Annotated in this window: 17 protein-coding genes; 13 read left to right on the top strand and 4 right to left on the bottom strand. The window is 59.1% G+C overall.

Annotation, left to right across the window (positions count from 1 at the left end; genetic code table 11):
- Positions 1 to 16: 16 nt before the first annotated feature.
- Positions 17 to 802 (bottom strand): alpha/beta hydrolase, encoded by a 786-nt coding sequence (locus DTW90_RS23910; RefSeq protein ID WP_149341417.1) that lies wholly within the window; start codon positions 800 to 802, stop codon positions 17 to 19.
- 157 nt (positions 803 to 959) lie between these two features.
- Here DTW90_RS23910 and DTW90_RS23905 point away from each other — a divergent pair, with 157 nt between their 5' ends.
- The gene (locus tag DTW90_RS23905) at positions 960 to 1,205 is read left to right on the top strand and encodes a zinc-finger domain-containing protein (protein ID WP_149341416.1); all 246 of its coding nucleotides are present in this window, start codon (positions 960 to 962) and stop codon (positions 1,203 to 1,205) included.
- Positions 1,206 to 1,231: 26 nt separating this feature from the next.
- On the top strand, positions 1,232 to 2,395 hold the full coding sequence (locus tag DTW90_RS23900) for an FAD-dependent monooxygenase (RefSeq protein WP_149341415.1): 1,164 nt from the start codon (positions 1,232 to 1,234) through the stop codon (positions 2,393 to 2,395).
- 9 nt (positions 2,396 to 2,404) lie between these two features.
- On the opposite strand, the gene DTW90_RS23895 is transcribed toward DTW90_RS23900, so the two are convergent.
- Positions 2,405 to 3,595 (bottom strand): cystathionine beta-lyase, encoded by a 1,191-nt coding sequence (locus tag DTW90_RS23895; protein ID WP_149341413.1) that lies wholly within the window; start codon positions 3,593 to 3,595, stop codon positions 2,405 to 2,407.
- A 357-nt stretch (positions 3,596 to 3,952) separates the two neighbouring features.
- Between DTW90_RS23895 and DTW90_RS23890 the strand changes: the two genes are divergently transcribed.
- From DTW90_RS23890 to DTW90_RS23875, 4 genes are all read left to right on the top strand, one after another.
- Entirely contained in the window at positions 3,953 to 4,978 is a 1,026-nt protein-coding gene (locus DTW90_RS23890; protein WP_132523885.1) for an amino acid ABC transporter substrate-binding protein, read from the top strand.
- A gap of 95 nt (positions 4,979 to 5,073) precedes the next feature.
- On the top strand, positions 5,074 to 6,276 hold the full coding sequence (locus DTW90_RS23885) for an amino acid ABC transporter permease (protein ID WP_132523886.1): 1,203 nt from the start codon (positions 5,074 to 5,076) through the stop codon (positions 6,274 to 6,276).
- Positions 6,277 to 7,434, top strand: a complete 1,158-nt coding sequence (locus DTW90_RS23880; RefSeq protein ID WP_132523887.1) for an amino acid ABC transporter permease — start codon at positions 6,277 to 6,279, stop codon at positions 7,432 to 7,434.
- 15 nt (positions 7,435 to 7,449) lie between these two features.
- Positions 7,450 to 8,226 carry an amino acid ABC transporter ATP-binding protein gene (locus DTW90_RS23875; protein WP_132523888.1) on the top strand — a complete coding sequence of 259 codons (777 nt, stop codon included), beginning with the start codon at positions 7,450 to 7,452 and terminating at the stop codon, positions 8,224 to 8,226.
- A gap of 381 nt (positions 8,227 to 8,607) precedes the next feature.
- On the opposite strand, the gene DTW90_RS37655 is transcribed toward DTW90_RS23875, so the two are convergent.
- Entirely contained in the window at positions 8,608 to 9,048 is a 441-nt protein-coding gene (locus tag DTW90_RS37655) for a hypothetical protein (protein WP_246665019.1), read from the bottom strand.
- A gap of 375 nt (positions 9,049 to 9,423) precedes the next feature.
- Between DTW90_RS37655 and DTW90_RS23865 the strand changes: the two genes are divergently transcribed.
- Complete coding sequence (locus DTW90_RS23865) at positions 9,424 to 9,639, top strand: hypothetical protein (protein WP_149341412.1); 216 nt, start codon at positions 9,424 to 9,426, stop codon at positions 9,637 to 9,639.
- A gap of 34 nt (positions 9,640 to 9,673) precedes the next feature.
- On the opposite strand, the gene DTW90_RS23860 is transcribed toward DTW90_RS23865, so the two are convergent.
- A complete protein-coding gene (locus DTW90_RS23860) occupies positions 9,674 to 11,089 on the bottom strand; it encodes a transporter substrate-binding domain-containing protein (protein ID WP_246665018.1) in 1,416 nt (471 codons plus the stop codon).
- A 407-nt stretch (positions 11,090 to 11,496) separates the two neighbouring features.
- Here DTW90_RS23860 and DTW90_RS23855 point away from each other — a divergent pair, with 407 nt between their 5' ends.
- From DTW90_RS23855 to DTW90_RS23830, 6 genes are read left to right on the top strand one after another with little or no spacing between them, the layout of a single operon-like run.
- Positions 11,497 to 12,474, top strand: a complete 978-nt coding sequence (locus DTW90_RS23855) for a MoxR family ATPase (RefSeq protein ID WP_132523891.1) — start codon at positions 11,497 to 11,499, stop codon at positions 12,472 to 12,474.
- Positions 12,471 to 13,421 carry a DUF58 domain-containing protein gene (locus DTW90_RS23850; RefSeq protein ID WP_149341411.1) on the top strand — a complete coding sequence of 317 codons (951 nt, stop codon included), beginning with the start codon at positions 12,471 to 12,473 and terminating at the stop codon, positions 13,419 to 13,421. The genes DTW90_RS23855 and DTW90_RS23850 overlap by 4 nt, the downstream gene beginning before the upstream one ends.
- The gene (locus tag DTW90_RS23845) at positions 13,421 to 13,942 is read left to right on the top strand and encodes a DUF4381 domain-containing protein (protein WP_149341410.1); all 522 of its coding nucleotides are present in this window, start codon (positions 13,421 to 13,423) and stop codon (positions 13,940 to 13,942) included. The genes DTW90_RS23850 and DTW90_RS23845 overlap by 1 nt, the downstream gene beginning before the upstream one ends.
- On the top strand, positions 13,929 to 14,918 hold the full coding sequence (locus DTW90_RS23840) for a VWA domain-containing protein (RefSeq protein ID WP_149341408.1): 990 nt from the start codon (positions 13,929 to 13,931) through the stop codon (positions 14,916 to 14,918). The genes DTW90_RS23845 and DTW90_RS23840 overlap by 14 nt, the downstream gene beginning before the upstream one ends.
- Positions 14,915 to 16,468, top strand: a complete 1,554-nt coding sequence (locus DTW90_RS23835) for a VWA domain-containing protein (RefSeq protein ID WP_149341406.1) — start codon at positions 14,915 to 14,917, stop codon at positions 16,466 to 16,468. The genes DTW90_RS23840 and DTW90_RS23835 overlap by 4 nt, the downstream gene beginning before the upstream one ends.
- Positions 16,465 to 17,763, top strand: coding sequence for a BatD family protein (locus DTW90_RS23830; RefSeq protein ID WP_149341404.1), 1,299 nt, complete (start codon positions 16,465 to 16,467; stop codon positions 17,761 to 17,763). The genes DTW90_RS23835 and DTW90_RS23830 overlap by 4 nt, the downstream gene beginning before the upstream one ends.
- Positions 17,764 to 17,869: the final 106 nt, after the last annotated feature.

Genomic DNA, 17,869 nt, shown 5'->3' with positions numbered 1-17,869 from the left:
ATAAATAATCCAGCTGTCACCGGCCGGCGACACGCTCGTAGAATTCCAGCACGGCTTTCTTGAACACCCGATCGCCGACAGCGAGCATATGGTCGCGATTGGGAATATCCAGCGCTTCGCCATGCGGCATCAGATCGGCAAGCTCCTGCGGCGAGCCGGCAATGTCGTCCTTGGTGCCCACCCCGATCAGGGTCGGCGCTTCGATCCTGGCCATATCCTCACGGCTTATGAGATCGCGGGAGCCGCGGATACAGGCGGCTAACGCCGTACGATCGCTCTTGGTCTGTTCGGCGAAAGCCCGGAACATATGTCCCCGCGCATGCGTCACCGTTTCGAGCGATGGCGCAAGCAATGCGTCGGCGATCGGATCCCAATCTCCGACGCCATCCGTCATACCGATGCCGAGCCCGCCGAAGACGAGCGAGCGAACGCGATCCGGATGCGCGAGCGCAAGGAAGGCAGAGATGCGGGCGCCCATTGAATAGCCCATGATATTCGCTTCAGGAATGCCGAGATGATCGAGCAAAGCCACCGCGTCTTCCGCCATGATCCATGGCCTGTAGGCCTCAGCGTCATGCGGCTTGTCGCTGGCGCCATGGCCTCTGTTGTCGATGGCGATCACACGATAGCCGGCATCTCCAAGCGTTTTCAGCCAGCCCGGATGCACCCAGTTGACATTGGCGGTCGATGCGAAGCCGTGGATCAGCAGAACAGGCACGCCGTTGGGGTCGCCTTCGTCGAAAAAGGCAAGCTTCAATCCGTCGTGGGTGAAATTGGAAAAGACAGGCGTATTCAGGTTCATGGCATCATCCTTCTGCGCGCGGACCATAATTTATCGGCGATATGAGGTGAACCCGGGCGGTGAAGAAAACTGTGTCCGACGCGGGACTTTCGCACTACACAATTGGAACGAAGGACTATAAAGTCCGGCCAAATTCCAGAAGCATTCGGAGATCAACATGGCCGGCCACAACATTCCCCATTTCCAGAACGATGGCGGACATCGCCTTATCGAGATCGGCGTGAAGGAATTCATGTGCACGGGCGCATCGATCCCCTTCGACCATCCCCATATCTTCATCGACATGGGCGACGAGAACGAGAAGGTCTGTTCCTACTGCTCGACGCTCTTCCACTACAATCCGTCGCTGAAGGCCGATCAGACCAACCCGCCGGGCTGCGTCTTTCATGTGAAGGCTGCCTGAGTACCGGATCGTGATCGGAACCTGAAATGCCGATCAAGCATGCCGCAATCATCGGCGCCGGGGTGGCAGGCCTGACTGCAGCCCTGGCCATGGCAAGGCATGGTATCAGTTCCGCGATTTTCGAGCAGGCGGACGCGCTGACTGAAGTCGGCGCCGGCCTGCAGGTTTCGCCGAACGCCTCGTATATCCTCGGACAACTTGGCGTGCTGGATGCATTGTCGGCCGTCTGGCTGGAGCCGAAAGAGGTACGCCTCGTCTCCGGCACCTCGCTGCGTCAGCTGGCTGCCGTGCCGAGCGGAAATTTTGCTAAGCTGCGCTGGGGCTCGCCCTACGGCACGCTGCACCGCGCGACATTGCAGAAGGCTCTGCTCGACGCCGTCCTTGCTAATCCCCTGTGTGAGCTGCATCTCGGCCAGCGTATCGATCCCGTGGCCGGATCATCTGCCGATATCAGCAGCCGTCTCGGGGCGGAGTTGATCATAGGGGCCGATGGCGTCTGGTCAAAGGCGCGGACTATGGTGCCTGGCAGCCCCTCGCCGCATTTTTCCGGAAATATCGCCTGGCGTTTCGCCATTCCGGCAGCCGATGCACCGGGGGTTTTTGACCGGACCAGCGTCACGGCATTCCTCGGCCCCTCCGCGCATCTCGTCTGCTATCCGCTCAAGGAGACCGGCACTTTCAACATCGTCGCCATCACGGCAGGCGGCAATGCGGTGCACGACTGGAACGCGACAGGGAGCGATTCGCAGCGCTCCATCCTGAGGCAGCGTTTCTCCGGATGGAACAAGACGATTTCAGCATTACTGGATCAAGTGAAGCATCCGACCTTCTGGCCGCTCTACGAGGTCGGAACAGGCCGCTGGCACAATGGCGCGGACACCGTACTGATCGGCGACGCCGCCCATGCCATGATGCCGTTTGCGGCCCAGGGTGCTGCCATGGCGATCGAAGATGCCTTCGAGCTCGCCGGTATCGTTGCCGGTCGGCCCCTCACTGAGGCGCTCGATGTTTTCGAGAGGCACCGCACGCCGCGGATCGCTCATTTGCGCCAGCGCGCTGCGTTCAACCGCTTTGCCTATCATGCGCGCGGGCCGTTTCGGCTGGGGCGCGATTTCGTTCTTTCGATGCGGCCGCCGCAAAGTCTTGCGGCGGATCTTGACTGGATCTACGGCTATCACGCCATCGGCTGACGAACAGCCTTAGATCGCCGCTGCGGCTGCCAGGCCCTTTTCGATATCGGCCTTGATATCGGCGACATCCTCCAGTCCGATCTGCAAGCGCAGGACCGGACCCTGCGTGGGAGCCTTTGCGACACGCCTGTCACTGAGATTGACGTGAACAGCAAGGCTTTCGAAGCCGCCCCAGGAATAGCCGAGTCCGAAGATCGACAGCGCGTCGAGGAAGGAGTGCGCCTTCGGCTTGAATTTTTCTGGGCTGTCGGCCGCAAGGACGATGGAAAAGATGCCGCTTGCGCCCTTGAAATCGCGCTTCCACAATTCGTGACCGGGGAAGCTCGGGAGCGCCGGGTGCAGAACGCGCGCGACATCGTCCCTGCCCTCAAGCCACGTCGCCAAGGCAAGCGCACTTTCCTGATGGCGGTCCAGACGGACGCCCATGGTCCGCAGGCCGCGCAGCACCTGATAGGCGTCGTCGGGTGCTGCACAGATGCCGAGCGTGATGTTTGCGTCCTTCAGTCTTTCCCAATGCGCAGCATTGGCGGAAACCGTCCCCAACAGGATATCGGAGTGGCCAGCCGGATATTTAGTCGCTGCATGGATCGAGATATCGACACCATGATCGAGCGGCTTGAAATAGATCGGCGTTGCCCAGGTATTGTCCATCGTCACCACACAGCCGTGCCGGTGAGCGACGGTGGAGATCGCCGAAATGTCCTGCATTTCAAAAGTATTGGAGCCGGGCGCCTCTGTGTGCACCAGCTTGGTGTTCGGCTTTATCAGCTGCTCGATGCCGGCGCCGACGAGCGGATCGTAGTAATCGATCTCAACGCCTAGGCGCTTCAGCATCGTATCGCAGAAGATGCGGGTCGGCGTGTAGACCGAATCAACGATCAGCGCATGGTCGCCAGACGACAGGAACGCCAGAAAAGGAACGGTGATCGCAGCCAGCCCCGATGGCACCAGGATCGTGCCGGCAGATCCCTCGAGCGCGTCGATCGCCTCGCAAAGCGCATCCGTCGTTGGCGTACCCCGTGTGCCGTAGGTGTATTTCTGGGCGCGCGTCTCCATCGCCCGGGCGTTCGGAAACAATACCGTGGAGGCGTGAACGACGGGAGGATTGACGAAGCCGTGGAAGTCGGAGGGGGAATTGCCGATATGAGATAAACGGGTGTTGATACCAGCGTTCTGTAGATAGTCGTCTTTTTCTTTCATCGGGAAATATGCCTTTGGCGCTGTGGGATAGCCGGAGTTTTCGCAACCAAGCCGACCGAGGTCAACCCTGCAAACGACAGCGCTCTGGAGCCTCGGCAACCTTACGTTAGGTGGGCATCCCACAAAACCGCATGGATTTGTTGCAAAATGCCGCCTACCCCGGCGGCAAATGCTTATTTTCAAAGCATTATTTCGCAAAAGACCGACGTTCGCCGCTATTTTCGGCACAACACCTTGACCATGACTGCTTTTGCGACTGTGATAAGGCTAGTCGCACTGGGGGATGGGGTAATATTCCCGAAAATCGCTTCGGCCGCGATACTTTAATTATAAAACAAGGGAAAAAGGTTGGGAAAGATGAAAAAAACGCTTCTGTCCGCAATTATCGGCGCAGCAGCCTTGGCATTCGGCGCGTCGGGCGCCTCTGCCAGCACTCTCAGCGATGTGAAGGCAAAAGGTTTCGTTCAATGCGGCGTCAACACCGGCCTTGCCGGCTTCGCGCAGCCTGACGCATCGGGCAACTATGCCGGGTTTGACGTCGACTATTGTAAAGCCGTCGCCGCCGCCGTCTTCGGCGACGTCAACAAGGTGAAGTACACGCCTCTCAATGCGACGACCCGCTTCCCGGCGCTGGAATCCCGCCAGGTCGACCTTCTCGTCCGCAACACGACATGGACGATCAACCGCGACACCGCCCATCCCCTGCTTTTCCGCGCGATCAACTACTATGATGGCCAGGGCTTCATGGTTCGCAAGAGCCTGAACGTCAAATCGGCCCTCGAGCTTTCCGGCGCGGCGATCTGCGTACAGGCCGGCACGACGACGGAACTGAACCTCGCCGACTATTTCAAGTCGCATAACCTACAATACAACCCGGTGGTTTTCGAAAAGCTCGAAGAAGTCAACGCGGCCTACGAATCGGGCCGTTGCGACGTTTACACGACCGACCAGTCCGGCCTTTATGCGACGCGTCTCGTGATGAAGAACCCGGATGACCACATGATCCTTCCGGAAATCATTTCCAAGGAACCCTTCGGTCCGGCCGTTCGCCAGGGCGACGACCAGTGGTTCAACATCGTCACCTGGGCATCCTATGCGCTGATCAATGCCGAAGAGTTCGGTATCACGCAGGCGAATGTCGACGAGATGAAGAACTCGACCAATCCGGATATCCGCCGCTTCCTCGGCACCGAGGCGAACTCGACGATCGGCACGGATCTCGGCCTCGACAACAACTGGGCGTATAACATCATCAAGGGCGTCGGCAATTACGGCGAAGTGTTCGAGCGTAATCTCGGCGAAGGAAGCCCGCTGAAGATCAAGCGCGGCCTCAACCAGCTGTGGACCAAGGGCGGCATCCAGTACGCACCGCCGGTCCGCTGATCGACCGACGACAGCAACTTTAAGGAGGGACGATCGATCGTCCCTCCGCCTTATAAGAAAGGTCCGATCAAGGACCACAAGGGGAATGGCTGCGCATGGCACAAACAACAGTCGGTGCAACGACGAATTTACCAAAACGAGCGAGCGGTAGCTCCGTCTTGAATGACCCGAGGGTCAGGGGCATTTTCTACCAAATCATCACGGCGGTCATATTGATCGGCTTTTTCTGGTGGGTCGCACACAATACTGCGATCAATCTCGCCCGCAACAATCAGGCCCTCGGCTACGGCTTCATCGACGGCCGCGCCGGTTTCAACATTGGCCAGACGCTGATCGACTATTCAAGCGATTCGACCTATGGGCGCGCCTTTGTCGTCGGCATCGTCAATACACTCTACGCGTCGTTGATCGGCATTGTGATCGCGACGGTCGTCGGCTTCATCATCGGTATCGGCCGCCTGTCGCACAATTGGCTCATCTCCAGGCTGTGCACGGTCTATGTCGAGTTTTTCCGTAACATCCCGCCGCTGCTGGTGATTTTCTTCTGGTATTACGGCGTTCTCAATATCCTGCCGCAGCCGCGGGACTCAGTTCATCTACCGTTCGGTATCTACGTCAACGTCCGTGGTGTCGCTTATCCGAGACCTGTCTTCGGCGATGCCTTCTGGATTATCGGCGTGGCTTTCCTCGTCGCAATTGCGCTCGCCTTTGGGCTTTATCGCTGGTCGGCGCGTCGGCAGGCGGCGACAGGCAAGCAGTTCCCGATCATATGGGCCAGCCTCGGCGTGATCATCGGCTTGCCGCTTCTCACCTTTTTCGCCACCGGCATGCCTGTTACCTTCGACGTGCCGGTCGCGGGGAAATTCAACCTGACGGGCGGCGCCGTCGCACCGCCGGAATTCATGTCGCTGCTTCTGGCTCTTTCCTTCTACACTGCATCGTTCATCGCCGAAATCGTTCGCGGCGGCATTCGGGGCGTCGCCAAGGGGCAAAGTGAAGCAGCCGGCGCACTTGGACTTCGCCCTGCGAAAACCATGCGTCTTGTCATCGTGCCGCAGGCGCTGCGCATCATTATTCCGCCGCTATCGAGCCAGTATCTCAATCTGACCAAGAATACCTCGCTGGCAACGGCAATAGGTTACGCCGACCTGTTCGCCGTCGGCAAGACGGTCCTTAATCAGACAGGCAAGGCCATCGAGGTCGTGACCATCCTCATCGTTTGCTATCTCTTCATCAGCATTCTCCAATCGCTGCTGATGAACTGGTTCAATGCGAAGATGGCATTGGTGGAGCGCTAAATGTCCGTTGCTTCCGATAGAAACTTCGTTCGCCAGAACATTCTTCCGCCGCTGCCAGCGCCCTCCAGCGAAAAGGGCGCCTGGCACTGGATGAGGCTCAATCTCTTCGCCACGCCGAAGGATATCGTCCTGACGATCGCCGCCGTGGTTTTCATTGTCTGGACAGCCACCCATCTCATCAACTGGCTGTTTATTCAGGCCGTCTGGGATGGCGTCGACCGCACCTTCTGCGCCACGAAATCGCAGGGCGGATCGCAGCCGGATGGCTGGAGCGGCGCCTGCTGGGCTTTCGTCGACGCCAAATTCAGCCTGTTCGTCTATGGGCGATATCCATCCTACGAGCGCTGGCGCCCGAATATGGTCGGCATCCTGTTCATCCTCCTGCTGGTGCCGTTGCTTATTCCTTCGGTGCCTCGCAAGGGGCTGAACGCCATCCTGATGTTCATCGTGCTGCCCATCCTCTCCTTCTACCTGCTTTACGGCGGGTTCGGTCTGGAAATCGTCGAAACGGCGCTCTGGGGCGGGCTGATGGTCACGCTGATCCTGTCCTTCGTCGGCATGGCCGTATCTTTTCCGGTAGGAATATTACTGGCGCTTGGAAGACGCTCGACGATGCCTGTCATCCGCATGGCCTCGGTGATCTTCATCGAAGTAATCCGCGGCGTGCCGATCGTCCTCGTGCTTTTCATGGCCAGCGTCATGCTGCCGCTTTTCCTGCCGAGCGGCTTTACCATCGACAATTTCCTGCGCGCCTTGGTAGGCTTCTCGCTGTTTGCCTCCGCCTATATGGCAGAGGTCTTCCGTGGCGGCTTGCAGGCCATTCCGAAGGGGCAGTATGAGGGTGCCGATTCCCTTGGTCTCGGCTATTGGCAGAAGATGCGCCTCATCATCCTGCCGCAGGCAATCAAGCTGCTTATTCCCAGCATCGTCAACACGTTCATCGGCATGTTCAAGGATACCTCGCTGGTATCGATCATCTCGATGTTCGATCTGCTCGGCTCCGTCCAGCAGAACTTTGCCGATACCAACTGGGCAACCGCCGTCACGCCTATCACTGGCCTGATCTTCGCCGGCTTCATTTATTGGCTTTTCTGCTTCGGCATGTCGCGCTATTCCATATTCATGGAACGCCACCTCGATACCGGCTACAAACGATAATAAAAGGGAATACCGATGGCAGAAGCCGTTAAGACAGCGAAGATGACAGTCTCCTCGACGGAAGTCGCGGTGGATATGAGCAACGTCAACAAGTGGTACGGCGACTTCCACGTACTGCGCGACATCAACCTCAAGGTCATGAAGGGCGAGCGCATCGTCATTGCCGGCCCGTCAGGCTCCGGCAAGTCGACGATGATCCGCTGCATCAACCGGCTGGAAGAACACCAGAAGGGCAGCATCGTCGTTGATGGCGTCGAGCTGACCAACGATCTCAAGAAGATCGACGAAGTGCGCCGCGAAGTCGGGATGGTCTTCCAGCACTTCAACCTCTTCCCTCATCTGACGATCCTGGAAAACTGCACGCTGGCGCCGATCTGGGTCCGCAAGCTGCCGAAGAAGCAGGCGGAAGAAATCGCGATGCACTTCCTGACGCGCGTCAAGATCCCCGAGCAGGCCAACAAATATCCGGGCCAGTTGTCAGGCGGCCAGCAGCAGCGCGTGGCGATTGCCCGCTCCCTCTGCATGAACCCGAAGATCATGCTGTTCGACGAGCCGACTTCGGCGCTCGATCCGGAAATGATCAAGGAAGTGCTCGACACCATGGTCGGCCTTGCCGAAGAAGGCATGACGATGCTCTGCGTCACCCACGAAATGGGCTTCGCGCGCCAGGTAGCGAACCGTGTGATCTTCATGGACCAAGGCCAGATTGTCGAACAGAATTCGCCCGCCGAATTCTTCGACAATCCCAAGCACGAGCGCACGAAACTCTTCCTGAGCCAGATCCTTCACTGATCGCACAACGGGCAAAACCAAACAAAAAGCGCCGGTTCGCAAACCGGCGCTTTTGTTTTCTGGATGGGACTCAGCGAGCCGCCATCTGGCCGAGAATCTTGCAAAGGCCAGCCAGGCCAGCGTCATATCCGCCGGCTGCTACATCCTTGCAGCGGGTCAGCATCTTCTGCCGTTGAGCGGAAGACATCCGATCAAAGGCGACGATCGCCCTGTTGGTTGCGTCGGGGCTGAAGTCCGTTCCGCTGCCGGCGGCAGCGCCTGTTCCTGGAGCTGTGCCTGTCCCACCGGCCGTTCCGGTCCCGGGAGTTGTGCCTGTTCCACCGCTTCCGATGCCGAGGCCAAGGCTTGCCCCGGTGCCGCCACCACCACCGACAGATGCGCCTACATTGGCGTTGAGGCCGTTGCGACAGATGCCGTCGTTCCAGCATCGATACCACCGCGGCCCACCGACGCGCCGAGGCCGGCATTGACACCATTGCCACCGCCAAGCGACGCATTCGCACCGGCATTCACTCCGTTACCGCCGCCGAGTGATGCGCCAACACCGGCATTGAGGCCACCGGAACCGCCGGCCGAGGCGCTTACCCCGGCATTTGTGCCGTTACTGCCACCTATATCAGCGCCGACGCCCGCGTTGACGCCCGACGACCCGCCCAGTGAAGCGCCCACCCCGACGCCAAGACCGCCGCTGCTGCTGCGCCCAACGGACGCGCCGACACCCAGGCCGCCGCTGCTGGCCTGCTGCGCCTGAGCGGGGATGACGATTGCCGCACAGGCGGACAGCAGGATGGCAAGAGAGAGATTTCGAGACAGATTTTGCATGACACTCCTCCGTTGTCGTTAGAGCCGCCGCGCGGAGTAAGCTACCGGCGACGGCGGATACGATGTTTAGAGAAGGTGCGCACCCTCATATCGACAAATGGACAACCTGAGATCGTCCATCGTGATAAGTCCGATAACGTAGGCACATTAGAAAAGTTTCATAAATAAACGAACCAAACCCCTTGATATCAAAGGGAAAGAAAGTTTGGTAAATAATCGGGAAATACGCGTCATAATCGAACAACTCGCCCGATAAGCGTGCAAAGCTTAACCAGTTGCGAACACATGTGAAGAATTACGCATTTGTAAGATGCACATCCTTTATGGCCCCAGCTACACTGGAGATCAGCGTTTCCCGGAAAGGGAGGACTGGTCATGAAAGATGAGACAAACGACGGGCTATTCGCTTCCGTCTCGGAGGATCGCCGCGAATTCGGTTTCCAGCGCGACTTGAATTCGACTCCACGCGCAAAATCAAAGCGACCATGGCTTGTTCTCGGCGCGATCCTGATCATAGCTGCCGCCGGCGCCATTCTGGTGACATCCTCCGACCCTGAGAAAGATCCGGTCACCACGACGTCTGTGCATTAGGCGTATTCCACGAACCGCAATCCATCGCCGCGCGTCACTGAACCTGCTTTGTTTCCTGGGCTGACGGCTCCATCCGTTTTGAAAGCAGGCTGTACGCGACGTAGTATTTATAGATGTTACTGACGTACTGGACGGTCTCCCGGCCGACAATCGCCGCGGCGCCATTCTCGACATTGCCGAACCAGACGTTGGGATCGAGACCCAAAGCGCTGGCCTTTTCGCGAAATTTCCTAAGATTTCCAGGACCCGCATTATAGGCTGCGAAAGCGAAGAGCTGCCGGTCCTTCGGCTGCAATCCTTCGTCGTCGATATAAGTATCGATCAGATAGCGGAGATATTTGGCGCCTGCTTCGACATTTCGCTCGGGGTCCTTGTCGATCCCCTTGATGCCTATGACCTTGTCACGGGCCGTGGCCGGCAACATCTGCATAATTCCGACGGCTCCACGGGGAGACCGTTTCGACTGATCAAGTTGCGACTCCTGATAGCCTTGGGCCATCAGCATCAGATAATCGAAGGAATAGCTCGTACCGTACTTTCGAAAAATCTCAACCAAATGCTGAAACCGTGCTACATCTGCGGGCGCGTAAGCTCGTTTGACGATCTTGTCCTGCTGGTAAAAGGTCCTCCTGAGAATGTTTCCAAAGGTCGTGCCGACCTTGTGCGTCGCGACAAAGCTGTTCAACTCTGCCTTCAATTTCGGACTGCTCTTCCGGACCGCCCAGGCGATCTTGCCCTCGGAGGCCAGGACGACGTCGTGGCGGACCTTGATCCGGGTGAAGATGTGCGACCAGATATCCGCCTTATAGGCATCGACGATGGTGAACGGCAGCAGTTCGGCGTTGACCATCTCCATCAGGTCTTCGTCCTCGAGGTTTTCATCCATGAGGTCGATGCCGATTTGAGGCTTGCCCGAGGCAGCGAGTGACTGGTTGTGGGCCAGGAGATGTTCATAGTAGCTGCTTGAGGCGCGGACAGCGACGTGCTTGCCTTCCAGATTGTCGAGGCTGGACACCATCGGGCTATTAGGCGCGGCGACAAGCACTTCCTCGGCGTTCTCATATAACGGATCGGTGAAGTCCACCTCTTTCAGCCGCTCGTCGGTGATGGTCAGGTTGGCCATGACGATGTCGCCGAAGCCCTCATTCAGCCTGCTGAGCAATTTGTCGCGTGGCGTCGGCACGAACACCACGTGGACGTGGTCGATCTGTTTGGGGCGATCCTTGTTGAGGTATTTCTCCAGTGCCAGGCCAAAATCAACCGCAGTGCCGAACTGTCGCCCCTTGTCGATGAAATAGATCGTCTTGCTGTAAGGGACGAGCACCCGCACGATGCGCCGTTGCAGCATCTCATCGAGATCGATCACATGCTTTTCGATCAGAGCCGGCTTGTCATTTGCGGCGACGGCAGGCGGCGCCGAGCATACTGAAATGACGAGCGCCAGCGACATCAGGAACGCCGTCAAGATCGTACAAATTTCACCAAAAACACTGAGGAGCGAAAGGATTGAGGTTCGTCGGGCCTGTACCGGCACGAGGTGCCGCTCGAATTGATCGGGGCTTGCTGATACCCTGGCGTGCCCGGGCTCCCTAAATGAAATTCTCGTTGCCGGAATATGTAGCATCGCCTGCTCCAGTGCGAGTGAGCAGCAGCGAACCACAAAGCGTTTCTTCGAATAAGTACGTTACGGTAAATCTCAGCGTTAATGCGGCATCAGCCGTTGTTCGAGCCTCCATGGCGCTCCATCGCTCCGGAATTTACGGCCGGCAGTGGCTCCATTTACCGTAACGTACTTCTTCAAGCACCAAAAACGAGGAAAGCTTCATCGATCGACTGAGGTCCGGAAAGGTGAGCTCCATGGCGGCACGAGACGATATTCTCGATTTGGGCAAACGCATCGGCCAGTCGATCATCGGTCAGGAGGCAATGGTCGAACGGCTGCTGCTCGGCCTTCTGGCAAATGGACACCTGCTGGTGGAGGGGCTGCCGGGCCTTGCAAAGACCAGGGCGATCAAGAGCCTGGCAAAAAATCTTGATTCCCAGCTTTCACGCGTTCAGTTCACCCCAGATCTGCTGCCGGCCGACATCACGGGCTCCGAGATCTATTTCTCGGAGGGCGGCAAGGGTGAGTTCAAGTTCCAGCAGGGACCGATCTTCGCCAACCTGATCCTCGCCGACGAAATCAACCGCGCGCCCGCTAAAGTGCAATCCGCCCTGCTGGAAGCCATGGAGGAGCGCCAGGTAACCGTCGGGGGCAAGAGTTATCCGCTTCCGCCTCTCTTCATGGTCATGGCGACCCAGAACCCTATCGAGCAGGAAGGCACCTATCCCCTGCCCGAGGCGCAGCTCGACCGCTTTCTGATGCACGTCGAGGTCGGCTATCCCGATGAAGCGTCGGAGGCATCGATCATGCGGCTGAACCGCAACGAGGAGAATGAGACGCATGGCGGCGCAAAGACGGAGCAGCCACTGAAGATGAACCCGCAGGCCGTCTTCGACGCCCGCAAGGAGATAGGTGCTGTCGCCGTGTCAGACCCTGTCGAGAAGTACATGGTCGCCCTTGTCTTCGCCACGCGCTATCCGGACAGATACGACAAGGACCTCGCCAAGCTGCTGCAGGTTGGTGTCAGTCCCCGCGGCGTCATCGGCCTCGACAAGGTATCGCGCGCCTATGCCTGGTTGAAGGGCCGCGACTATGTCACCCCCGATGATGTCAAGGCGATCGTCAACGACGTCTTCCGCCATCGCCTTATCCTCTCTTATGAAGCCCACGCCTCCAACGCCAGTGCCGACCATGTGATCGATCGGATCACCGAGCTGGTAGCCGTCTCATGAGCGGCGCGGCTGGGACCGGTGGCGTTCACGTTACGACCAATGAGCTGGTCGCGCTCGAAGGCCGAGCGCGTGATCTCTCCTTCGTTCAGAAGGCGCGCAGCCATCAGCAGCTCGCCGGGCGCATGCAATCGTCGCTCAGGGGGCGCGGCCTGATATTCGAGGAGCTGCGGGAGTATCTTCCCGGCGACGACATCCGTTCGATCGACTGGCGTGTCACCGCCCGCACCACAAGGCCTGTGGTTCGCGTTTATGCCGAGGAAAAGGAGCGGCCTGCGCTGATCCTTGTCGACCAGAGGATCAACATGTTCTTCGGCAGTCGGAGATCAATGAAGTCAGTGGCGGCAGCTGAGGCGGCGATGCTCTGCGCATGGCGCATCCTCGGTTCCGGCGACCGCGTCGGCGGCTTCGTTTTCGATGACGAAGGCATCAGTGAAGTGAAGCCTCACCGCAGCCGCAACGCGGTCATCGCGCTGGCCGACCGCATTTCCGAAAAAAATCTCAGCCTGAATGCCGCCTATGCCGGAACGCCCGCACCGGGGCGGCTGGACGAAGTGCTTCACCGTGTTTCCGCGGTAGCGCATCACGACCACCTGATCGTTATCGTCAGCGATTTCGACGGTCACGGTGCAGTGACACGAGACATACTGCTGCAGATGTCGAGCGGGAATGATGTCATCTGCCTTCTCGTTTACGACCCCTTCCTGCTTGAGCTGCCGAAATCGGGAGACATCGTCGTCAGTGGCGGTGGATTGCAGGCTGAACTCCTGCTTGCCCGTGGCCCCATGCGCGATGCCGTCGATCGCTTTGCGCGCGACAGAGGGCGGGAACTGATGTCGTGGCAGCGCGAACTCGGCCTGCCGATGCTGCCGGTATCTGCGGCGGAAGAAACGGCGCCACAGTTGCGGCGCCTGCTGGAACAATCGGCCTGGCGACAACGGAGGCGCTGATGGAACCGCAGGCCAAGCTTGATCCCATCACCGAAATAGCCCTGCGCTCCATGAAGGATGTCGCCGTGCCGCCGCCGGTCTCCTGGATGCCTCAGACCTGGGGATGCGCTCTGCTCGCCGTCCTTTTGGCCCTGGCGCTTGCGATCTGGCTCGCTCTGGCCTTGCGCCGCTATCGCCGCAACGCCTATCGCCGCGAGGCTCTGCGGCTGCTTGAAGATATCGGCGTGAAGCTGCACCAATCAGAGAGCCGCGGAACAGCGTTGCATCAATTGGGCGAACTGCTGAAGCGAACAGCGCTCGCCGCGTGGCCACGTGAGAGGATCGCGCAGGCCAGCGGTCAGAACTGGGTTCACTTCCTCGACGATTCACAGAAACAGAGCATTGGCCCAGCGCTCAGGCGTTTTCTTGACGACGGCGAATATCGAGCCGGCAACGCCGTGACAAACCGGCCACCATCCGAGGCAGATGAACTTATCCAGGATACGAGACGCTGGATCGAGGGACATCATGTATCAACTTGATTTCCCGTGGCTTCTCCTGCTTTTGCCGGTTCCGCTATTGGCATGGTGGTTGATACCGCCGCACCGGGAGGCCTCCGCTTCGATCCGTCTGCCCTTTTTCGATCAGGTGGCGCGCGCTGCCGGCATCGAGCCCACCGAGGGTTCGGTGATACCGAAACGATCCTGGCCGCAGACGATCATGGAAGGGATCGCATGGTGTCTCATCGTCCTGGCGCTCGCGCGTCCGCAGTTCGTCGAACCACCGCTTGAGAAGCTGGAGCCGCAGCGAGATATCCTGCTTGCGCTCGATCTTTCGCAATCAATGGAGACGCGAGACTTTGCCGCTCCGGATGGTACGATCCAGGCCAGGCTGGATGCGGTCAGGACCGTCGTTTCCGACTTTGTCTCGAAACGGTCGAAAGATCGGCTCGGGCTGATTGCGATCGGCGACGCACCCTACCCGCTCGCTCCTTTCACCATGGACCAGCCGCTCGTTCAAACCCTCGTCGAAGGGCTGGTTCCGGGGATTGCCGGACCACGGACCGCTCTCGGCGATTCTCTTGGCCTTGCCGTCCGCATGTTCGAAAAGACATCGGTGCCGCAGAAGGTGCTGATATTGCTGACGGACGGTAACGACACGGCCAGCAAGATGCCGCCCCTCAAGGCAGCCGAGATCGCCAAGGGAAAGGGCATCGTCATTCATGCCATCGGCATCGGTGACCCCTCTGCAACCGGCGAGGACAAGCTGGATACCGCCACGCTTCAAAAGATCGCCACAGAGACCGGCGGCCGATATTTCTTCGGCGGCGACCAGACAGCGCTCGCGGCCATCTACGAGGAAATCGACAGGATCACGCCCGAGGACCAGAAGAGCCTCTCCTGGCGACCGCGCAGAGAACTGTTCTATTGGCCGCTTGGCGCCTCGATCGTCATCTTGACGGTCTGGTATGGCCTGGCTGGACTGGGCGGCCTCCTGCATCGGAGGCGGCCGGCATGATTACGGATTTCCATTTCCTGCGTCCCCTATGGCTTCTCGGCTTGCTCATCCCTCCGGCGATCCTCTGGATGGCGTCGCGTTCGGGCGATATTCGCCGCCGTTGGAAGACGATGATCGCGCCGCATCTGCTCGACGGCCTTGTCATCGAGCCTGATCGTGTAAGCCATACTCGTCCCGCTCAGATGCTCGCCGCCATGCTTGCGATTGCCGCACTGGGTGCTGCCGGTCCCACCTGGAAGCGCGAGGCCCCGCCATTCGTCTCGGATACCGCCTCGCTGGTCATAGCCGTCGATCTGTCTCCCACGATGGATGCCGTCGACATATCCCCGAGCAGAATCGAACGGGTTAAGCTGAAAATCCACGACATCCTGTCGACGCGGAACGGAGCGCGGACCGCCGTGATCGCCTATTCCGGTACGGCACATCTGGTCGTGCCCCTCACCGACGATATCGATCTGATCGAAAACTACACGGACGCGCTTGCGACAGGCATCATGCCCAAGCCGGGCAAGGATACGACTGCTGCGCTGAAGCTGGCAGACGGACTGCTGACGCGCGATGGAACGGCAGGCACGATCGTCCTGCTCACCGACGGTATCGAACCGGGTGCGGCATCGGCAGCGTCCGATATCTCCAGCAGTCTGGTCGTTCTCGGTGTCGGAACGACCGCAGGCGGGGTGGTCAAGCAGACGGGCGGAGGCTTTCTCCAGGATGCGGGAGGCGCGCACCTCAATGCCAAGCTGGATGTCGATGCCATCAAACAATTTGGCAGCGATACCGGTGCTGATGTGGCAACCATCACTGACGACGATAGCGATGTCCAATGGCTGGCTGAGCGCGTTCAGACGAACTTCGCGCAGCAAAATGCGTCCGAGGGGGACCGATGGCATGATCTCGGATGGTGGCTGATTGCCCCGGTGGCACTTCTGTTTGCCCTTTCATTCCGGCGCGGCTGGGTCGTGAAGGTTGCGGGCCTGCTCCTCGTCTTGCGCGTTATCGCGCCCTCCCCGTCCCAAGCCGGCGAATTGGCCGATATGTGGCTGACGGCCGACCAGCAGGGTCGCGTCGCTTTCGAGCGCGGCGACTATGCAGCAGCATCCGAACGCTTCCGCGACCCGATGTGGAAGGGCGTCGCGCTCTATCGGGCAGCCCGCTACCAGGATGCCCTCGATGCGTTCGCGGCCGTCGACACTCAGGAGAGCTGGTACAATCAGGGAAATGCGCTGTTGCATCTCGGCGAATTCGAGGACGCCATTTCAGCTTACAGCAGGGCTTTGAAAGGACGCAGCGACTGGCCGGACGCCGCCGCAAACCTTGCGATCGCGCAGCGGCTTCTGAAACTGGAGAAAGACAAGGAACAGGAACAGCAGCAGGACCCGAACGAGAAGGCTGACAGTGTCCAGTTCGACAACAAGGGAAAGAAGGGGAAAGCCGGAGAGGTCGACGTGGTCCAACAGACGTCGGAGACCTGGATGAAGAACATCCAGGTCAGCCCTGCAGATCTTATGGCTCGAAAATTTTCGATCGAAGCGGGAAAGACGAAGCAATGAGAAAAGTCATGCTCGTTGCGCTGTCGTTGATTGCCCCGGCGGACGCCTGGGCAGCCGAGCCTTTCGCGCAAGCCAGTGTCGAGAACGAGAAAGGCATCGTGCCGGGACAACAGGTGCGTGTCGACGTCGATATCTTCGTTCCTGATTTCTTTACGTCGCCTCCGCAATTCCCGCTTTTCGACGTTCCCAACGCGCTGGTTACGCTTCCCGAGGAAAGGGCGGACAATCTCACACAGACTGTGGATGGAGTGAGCTATTCGGGAATTCGCCGGGCATATGCGGTCGTTCCTCAGGTTGCCGGTACGTTTGTCATACCTGAGATCGATGTTGAACTAGGCTACGCCGTCGACGGGAAGCGGACGAAGGCAACCGTCAAGGTACCTTCCGTATCCTTCACTGCGACGGCGCCGGCGACCGGAGGGGCCACCTCCTTCGCCGCCAACGATCTTGCAATCGAGCAGTCATTCGATCGCGACATCCACTCGCTGAAGGTCGGCGACGCGGTGGTTCGAACAATCGTCGCGACGGCGAAAGATACGCAGGCAATGATAATGCCGCCGGTGGCCGTTGGAACGGCCCCGGGCCTTCATCAATATGCGAAGGCGCCCAAAATCGAAGACGGCATATCGATCGGACGAGCGACAGCCAGCCGGCGAACCGAAACCTATGTCTACACCGCCGACAAGGATGGCTCGTTCGTGATCCCGGCGGTTGCCTACCCGTGGTTCGACGTTGCGCACCGCGAAGCAAAGACCTCCAGCCTTCCATCCATACGGGTTACCGTTGCCGCGGCTGTTTCGGAAACAGCGATCAAGCCAATGCTGGAAAAGGCGAAGGTCGAGAGCCCGTGGGTGCATCGCAAGATTGTGGCCGCTTGCATCCTCGCGGCCCTGGCTTTGCTCGGCCTTGCCTGGATCGGCCGCGAGTTTCCCGCGGCCATCATCAGCAAGTTCCGCGACGCGCGGATGCGTCGCTTGGCCTCCCGGGGCCATCGCCTCAAAATGCTTCAGCAAACAATCCGCGCCGGCAATGAGAGAGAAATCTACTCAGGACTCCATGTCTGGAGCCGGAGCCTTGGATACAGAACACTCGACGAGTGGACCTGCGACGGATCGGATGATCTGAGGCGCCAGGTCGAGCTTCTTTCCCGGAGGCTGTTTCACTCCGGTCAGCAGGAACTCGATCGCAACAAGCTTACGGCGGAGGTCGACTTCCGCCCCGCCGTTACCTCCCATACGAGCTCGGCACTTCCGCCACTCAATCCGACTGCCGCAGGTTCTGTTATCGAGCTGTAATGGCTATCGCTTCGGGCTTCCCGGACCTCGGCAGCGATACGGCTGAGCAACACCCCTCACCTATGGTCATCAACGTCCCGCCAACCTGCTTTTACGTCTGGATTTA

The sequence above is a fragment of the Neorhizobium sp. P12A genome (assembly GCF_008365395.1).
In the GTDB taxonomy this organism is placed as follows: Bacteria; Pseudomonadota; Alphaproteobacteria; order Rhizobiales; family Rhizobiaceae; genus Rhizobium.
Note: the sequence above shows the minus strand (reverse complement) of the source record. Positions and strands in the feature narration are given on the sequence as shown.

What these genes read in the sequence shown, in the direction of transcription:
- DTW90_RS23910 (WP_149341417.1), bottom strand. Translation starts at nt 802, where the DNA reads ATGAACCTGAATACGCCTGTCTTTTCCAATTTCACCCACGACGGATTG.
- DTW90_RS37655 (WP_246665019.1), bottom strand. Translation starts at nt 9,048, where the DNA reads ATGCAAAATCTGTCTCGAAATCTCTCTCTTGCCATCCTGCTGTCCGCC.
- DTW90_RS23855 (WP_132523891.1), top strand. Translation starts at nt 11,497, where the DNA reads ATGGCGGCACGAGACGATATTCTCGATTTGGGCAAACGCATCGGCCAG.
- DTW90_RS23860 (WP_246665018.1), bottom strand. Translation starts at nt 11,089, where the DNA reads ATGTCGCTGGCGCTCGTCATTTCAGTATGCTCGGCGCCGCCTGCCGTC.
- DTW90_RS23840 (WP_149341408.1), top strand. Translation starts at nt 13,929, where the DNA reads ATGTATCAACTTGATTTCCCGTGGCTTCTCCTGCTTTTGCCGGTTCCG.
- DTW90_RS23905 (WP_149341416.1), top strand. Translation starts at nt 960, where the DNA reads ATGGCCGGCCACAACATTCCCCATTTCCAGAACGATGGCGGACATCGC.
- DTW90_RS23830 (WP_149341404.1), top strand. Translation starts at nt 16,465, where the DNA reads ATGAGAAAAGTCATGCTCGTTGCGCTGTCGTTGATTGCCCCGGCGGAC.
- DTW90_RS23885 (WP_132523886.1), top strand. Translation starts at nt 5,074, where the DNA reads ATGGCACAAACAACAGTCGGTGCAACGACGAATTTACCAAAACGAGCG.
- DTW90_RS23850 (WP_149341411.1), top strand. Translation starts at nt 12,471, where the DNA reads ATGAGCGGCGCGGCTGGGACCGGTGGCGTTCACGTTACGACCAATGAG.
- DTW90_RS23865 (WP_149341412.1), top strand. Translation starts at nt 9,424, where the DNA reads ATGAAAGATGAGACAAACGACGGGCTATTCGCTTCCGTCTCGGAGGAT.
- DTW90_RS23900 (WP_149341415.1), top strand. Translation starts at nt 1,232, where the DNA reads ATGCCGATCAAGCATGCCGCAATCATCGGCGCCGGGGTGGCAGGCCTG.
- DTW90_RS23835 (WP_149341406.1), top strand. Translation starts at nt 14,915, where the DNA reads ATGATTACGGATTTCCATTTCCTGCGTCCCCTATGGCTTCTCGGCTTG.
- DTW90_RS23875 (WP_132523888.1), top strand. Translation starts at nt 7,450, where the DNA reads ATGGCAGAAGCCGTTAAGACAGCGAAGATGACAGTCTCCTCGACGGAA.
- DTW90_RS23845 (WP_149341410.1), top strand. Translation starts at nt 13,421, where the DNA reads ATGGAACCGCAGGCCAAGCTTGATCCCATCACCGAAATAGCCCTGCGC.
- DTW90_RS23890 (WP_132523885.1), top strand. Translation starts at nt 3,953, where the DNA reads ATGAAAAAAACGCTTCTGTCCGCAATTATCGGCGCAGCAGCCTTGGCA.
- DTW90_RS23880 (WP_132523887.1), top strand. Translation starts at nt 6,277, where the DNA reads ATGTCCGTTGCTTCCGATAGAAACTTCGTTCGCCAGAACATTCTTCCG.
- DTW90_RS23895 (WP_149341413.1), bottom strand. Translation starts at nt 3,595, where the DNA reads ATGAAAGAAAAAGACGACTATCTACAGAACGCTGGTATCAACACCCGT.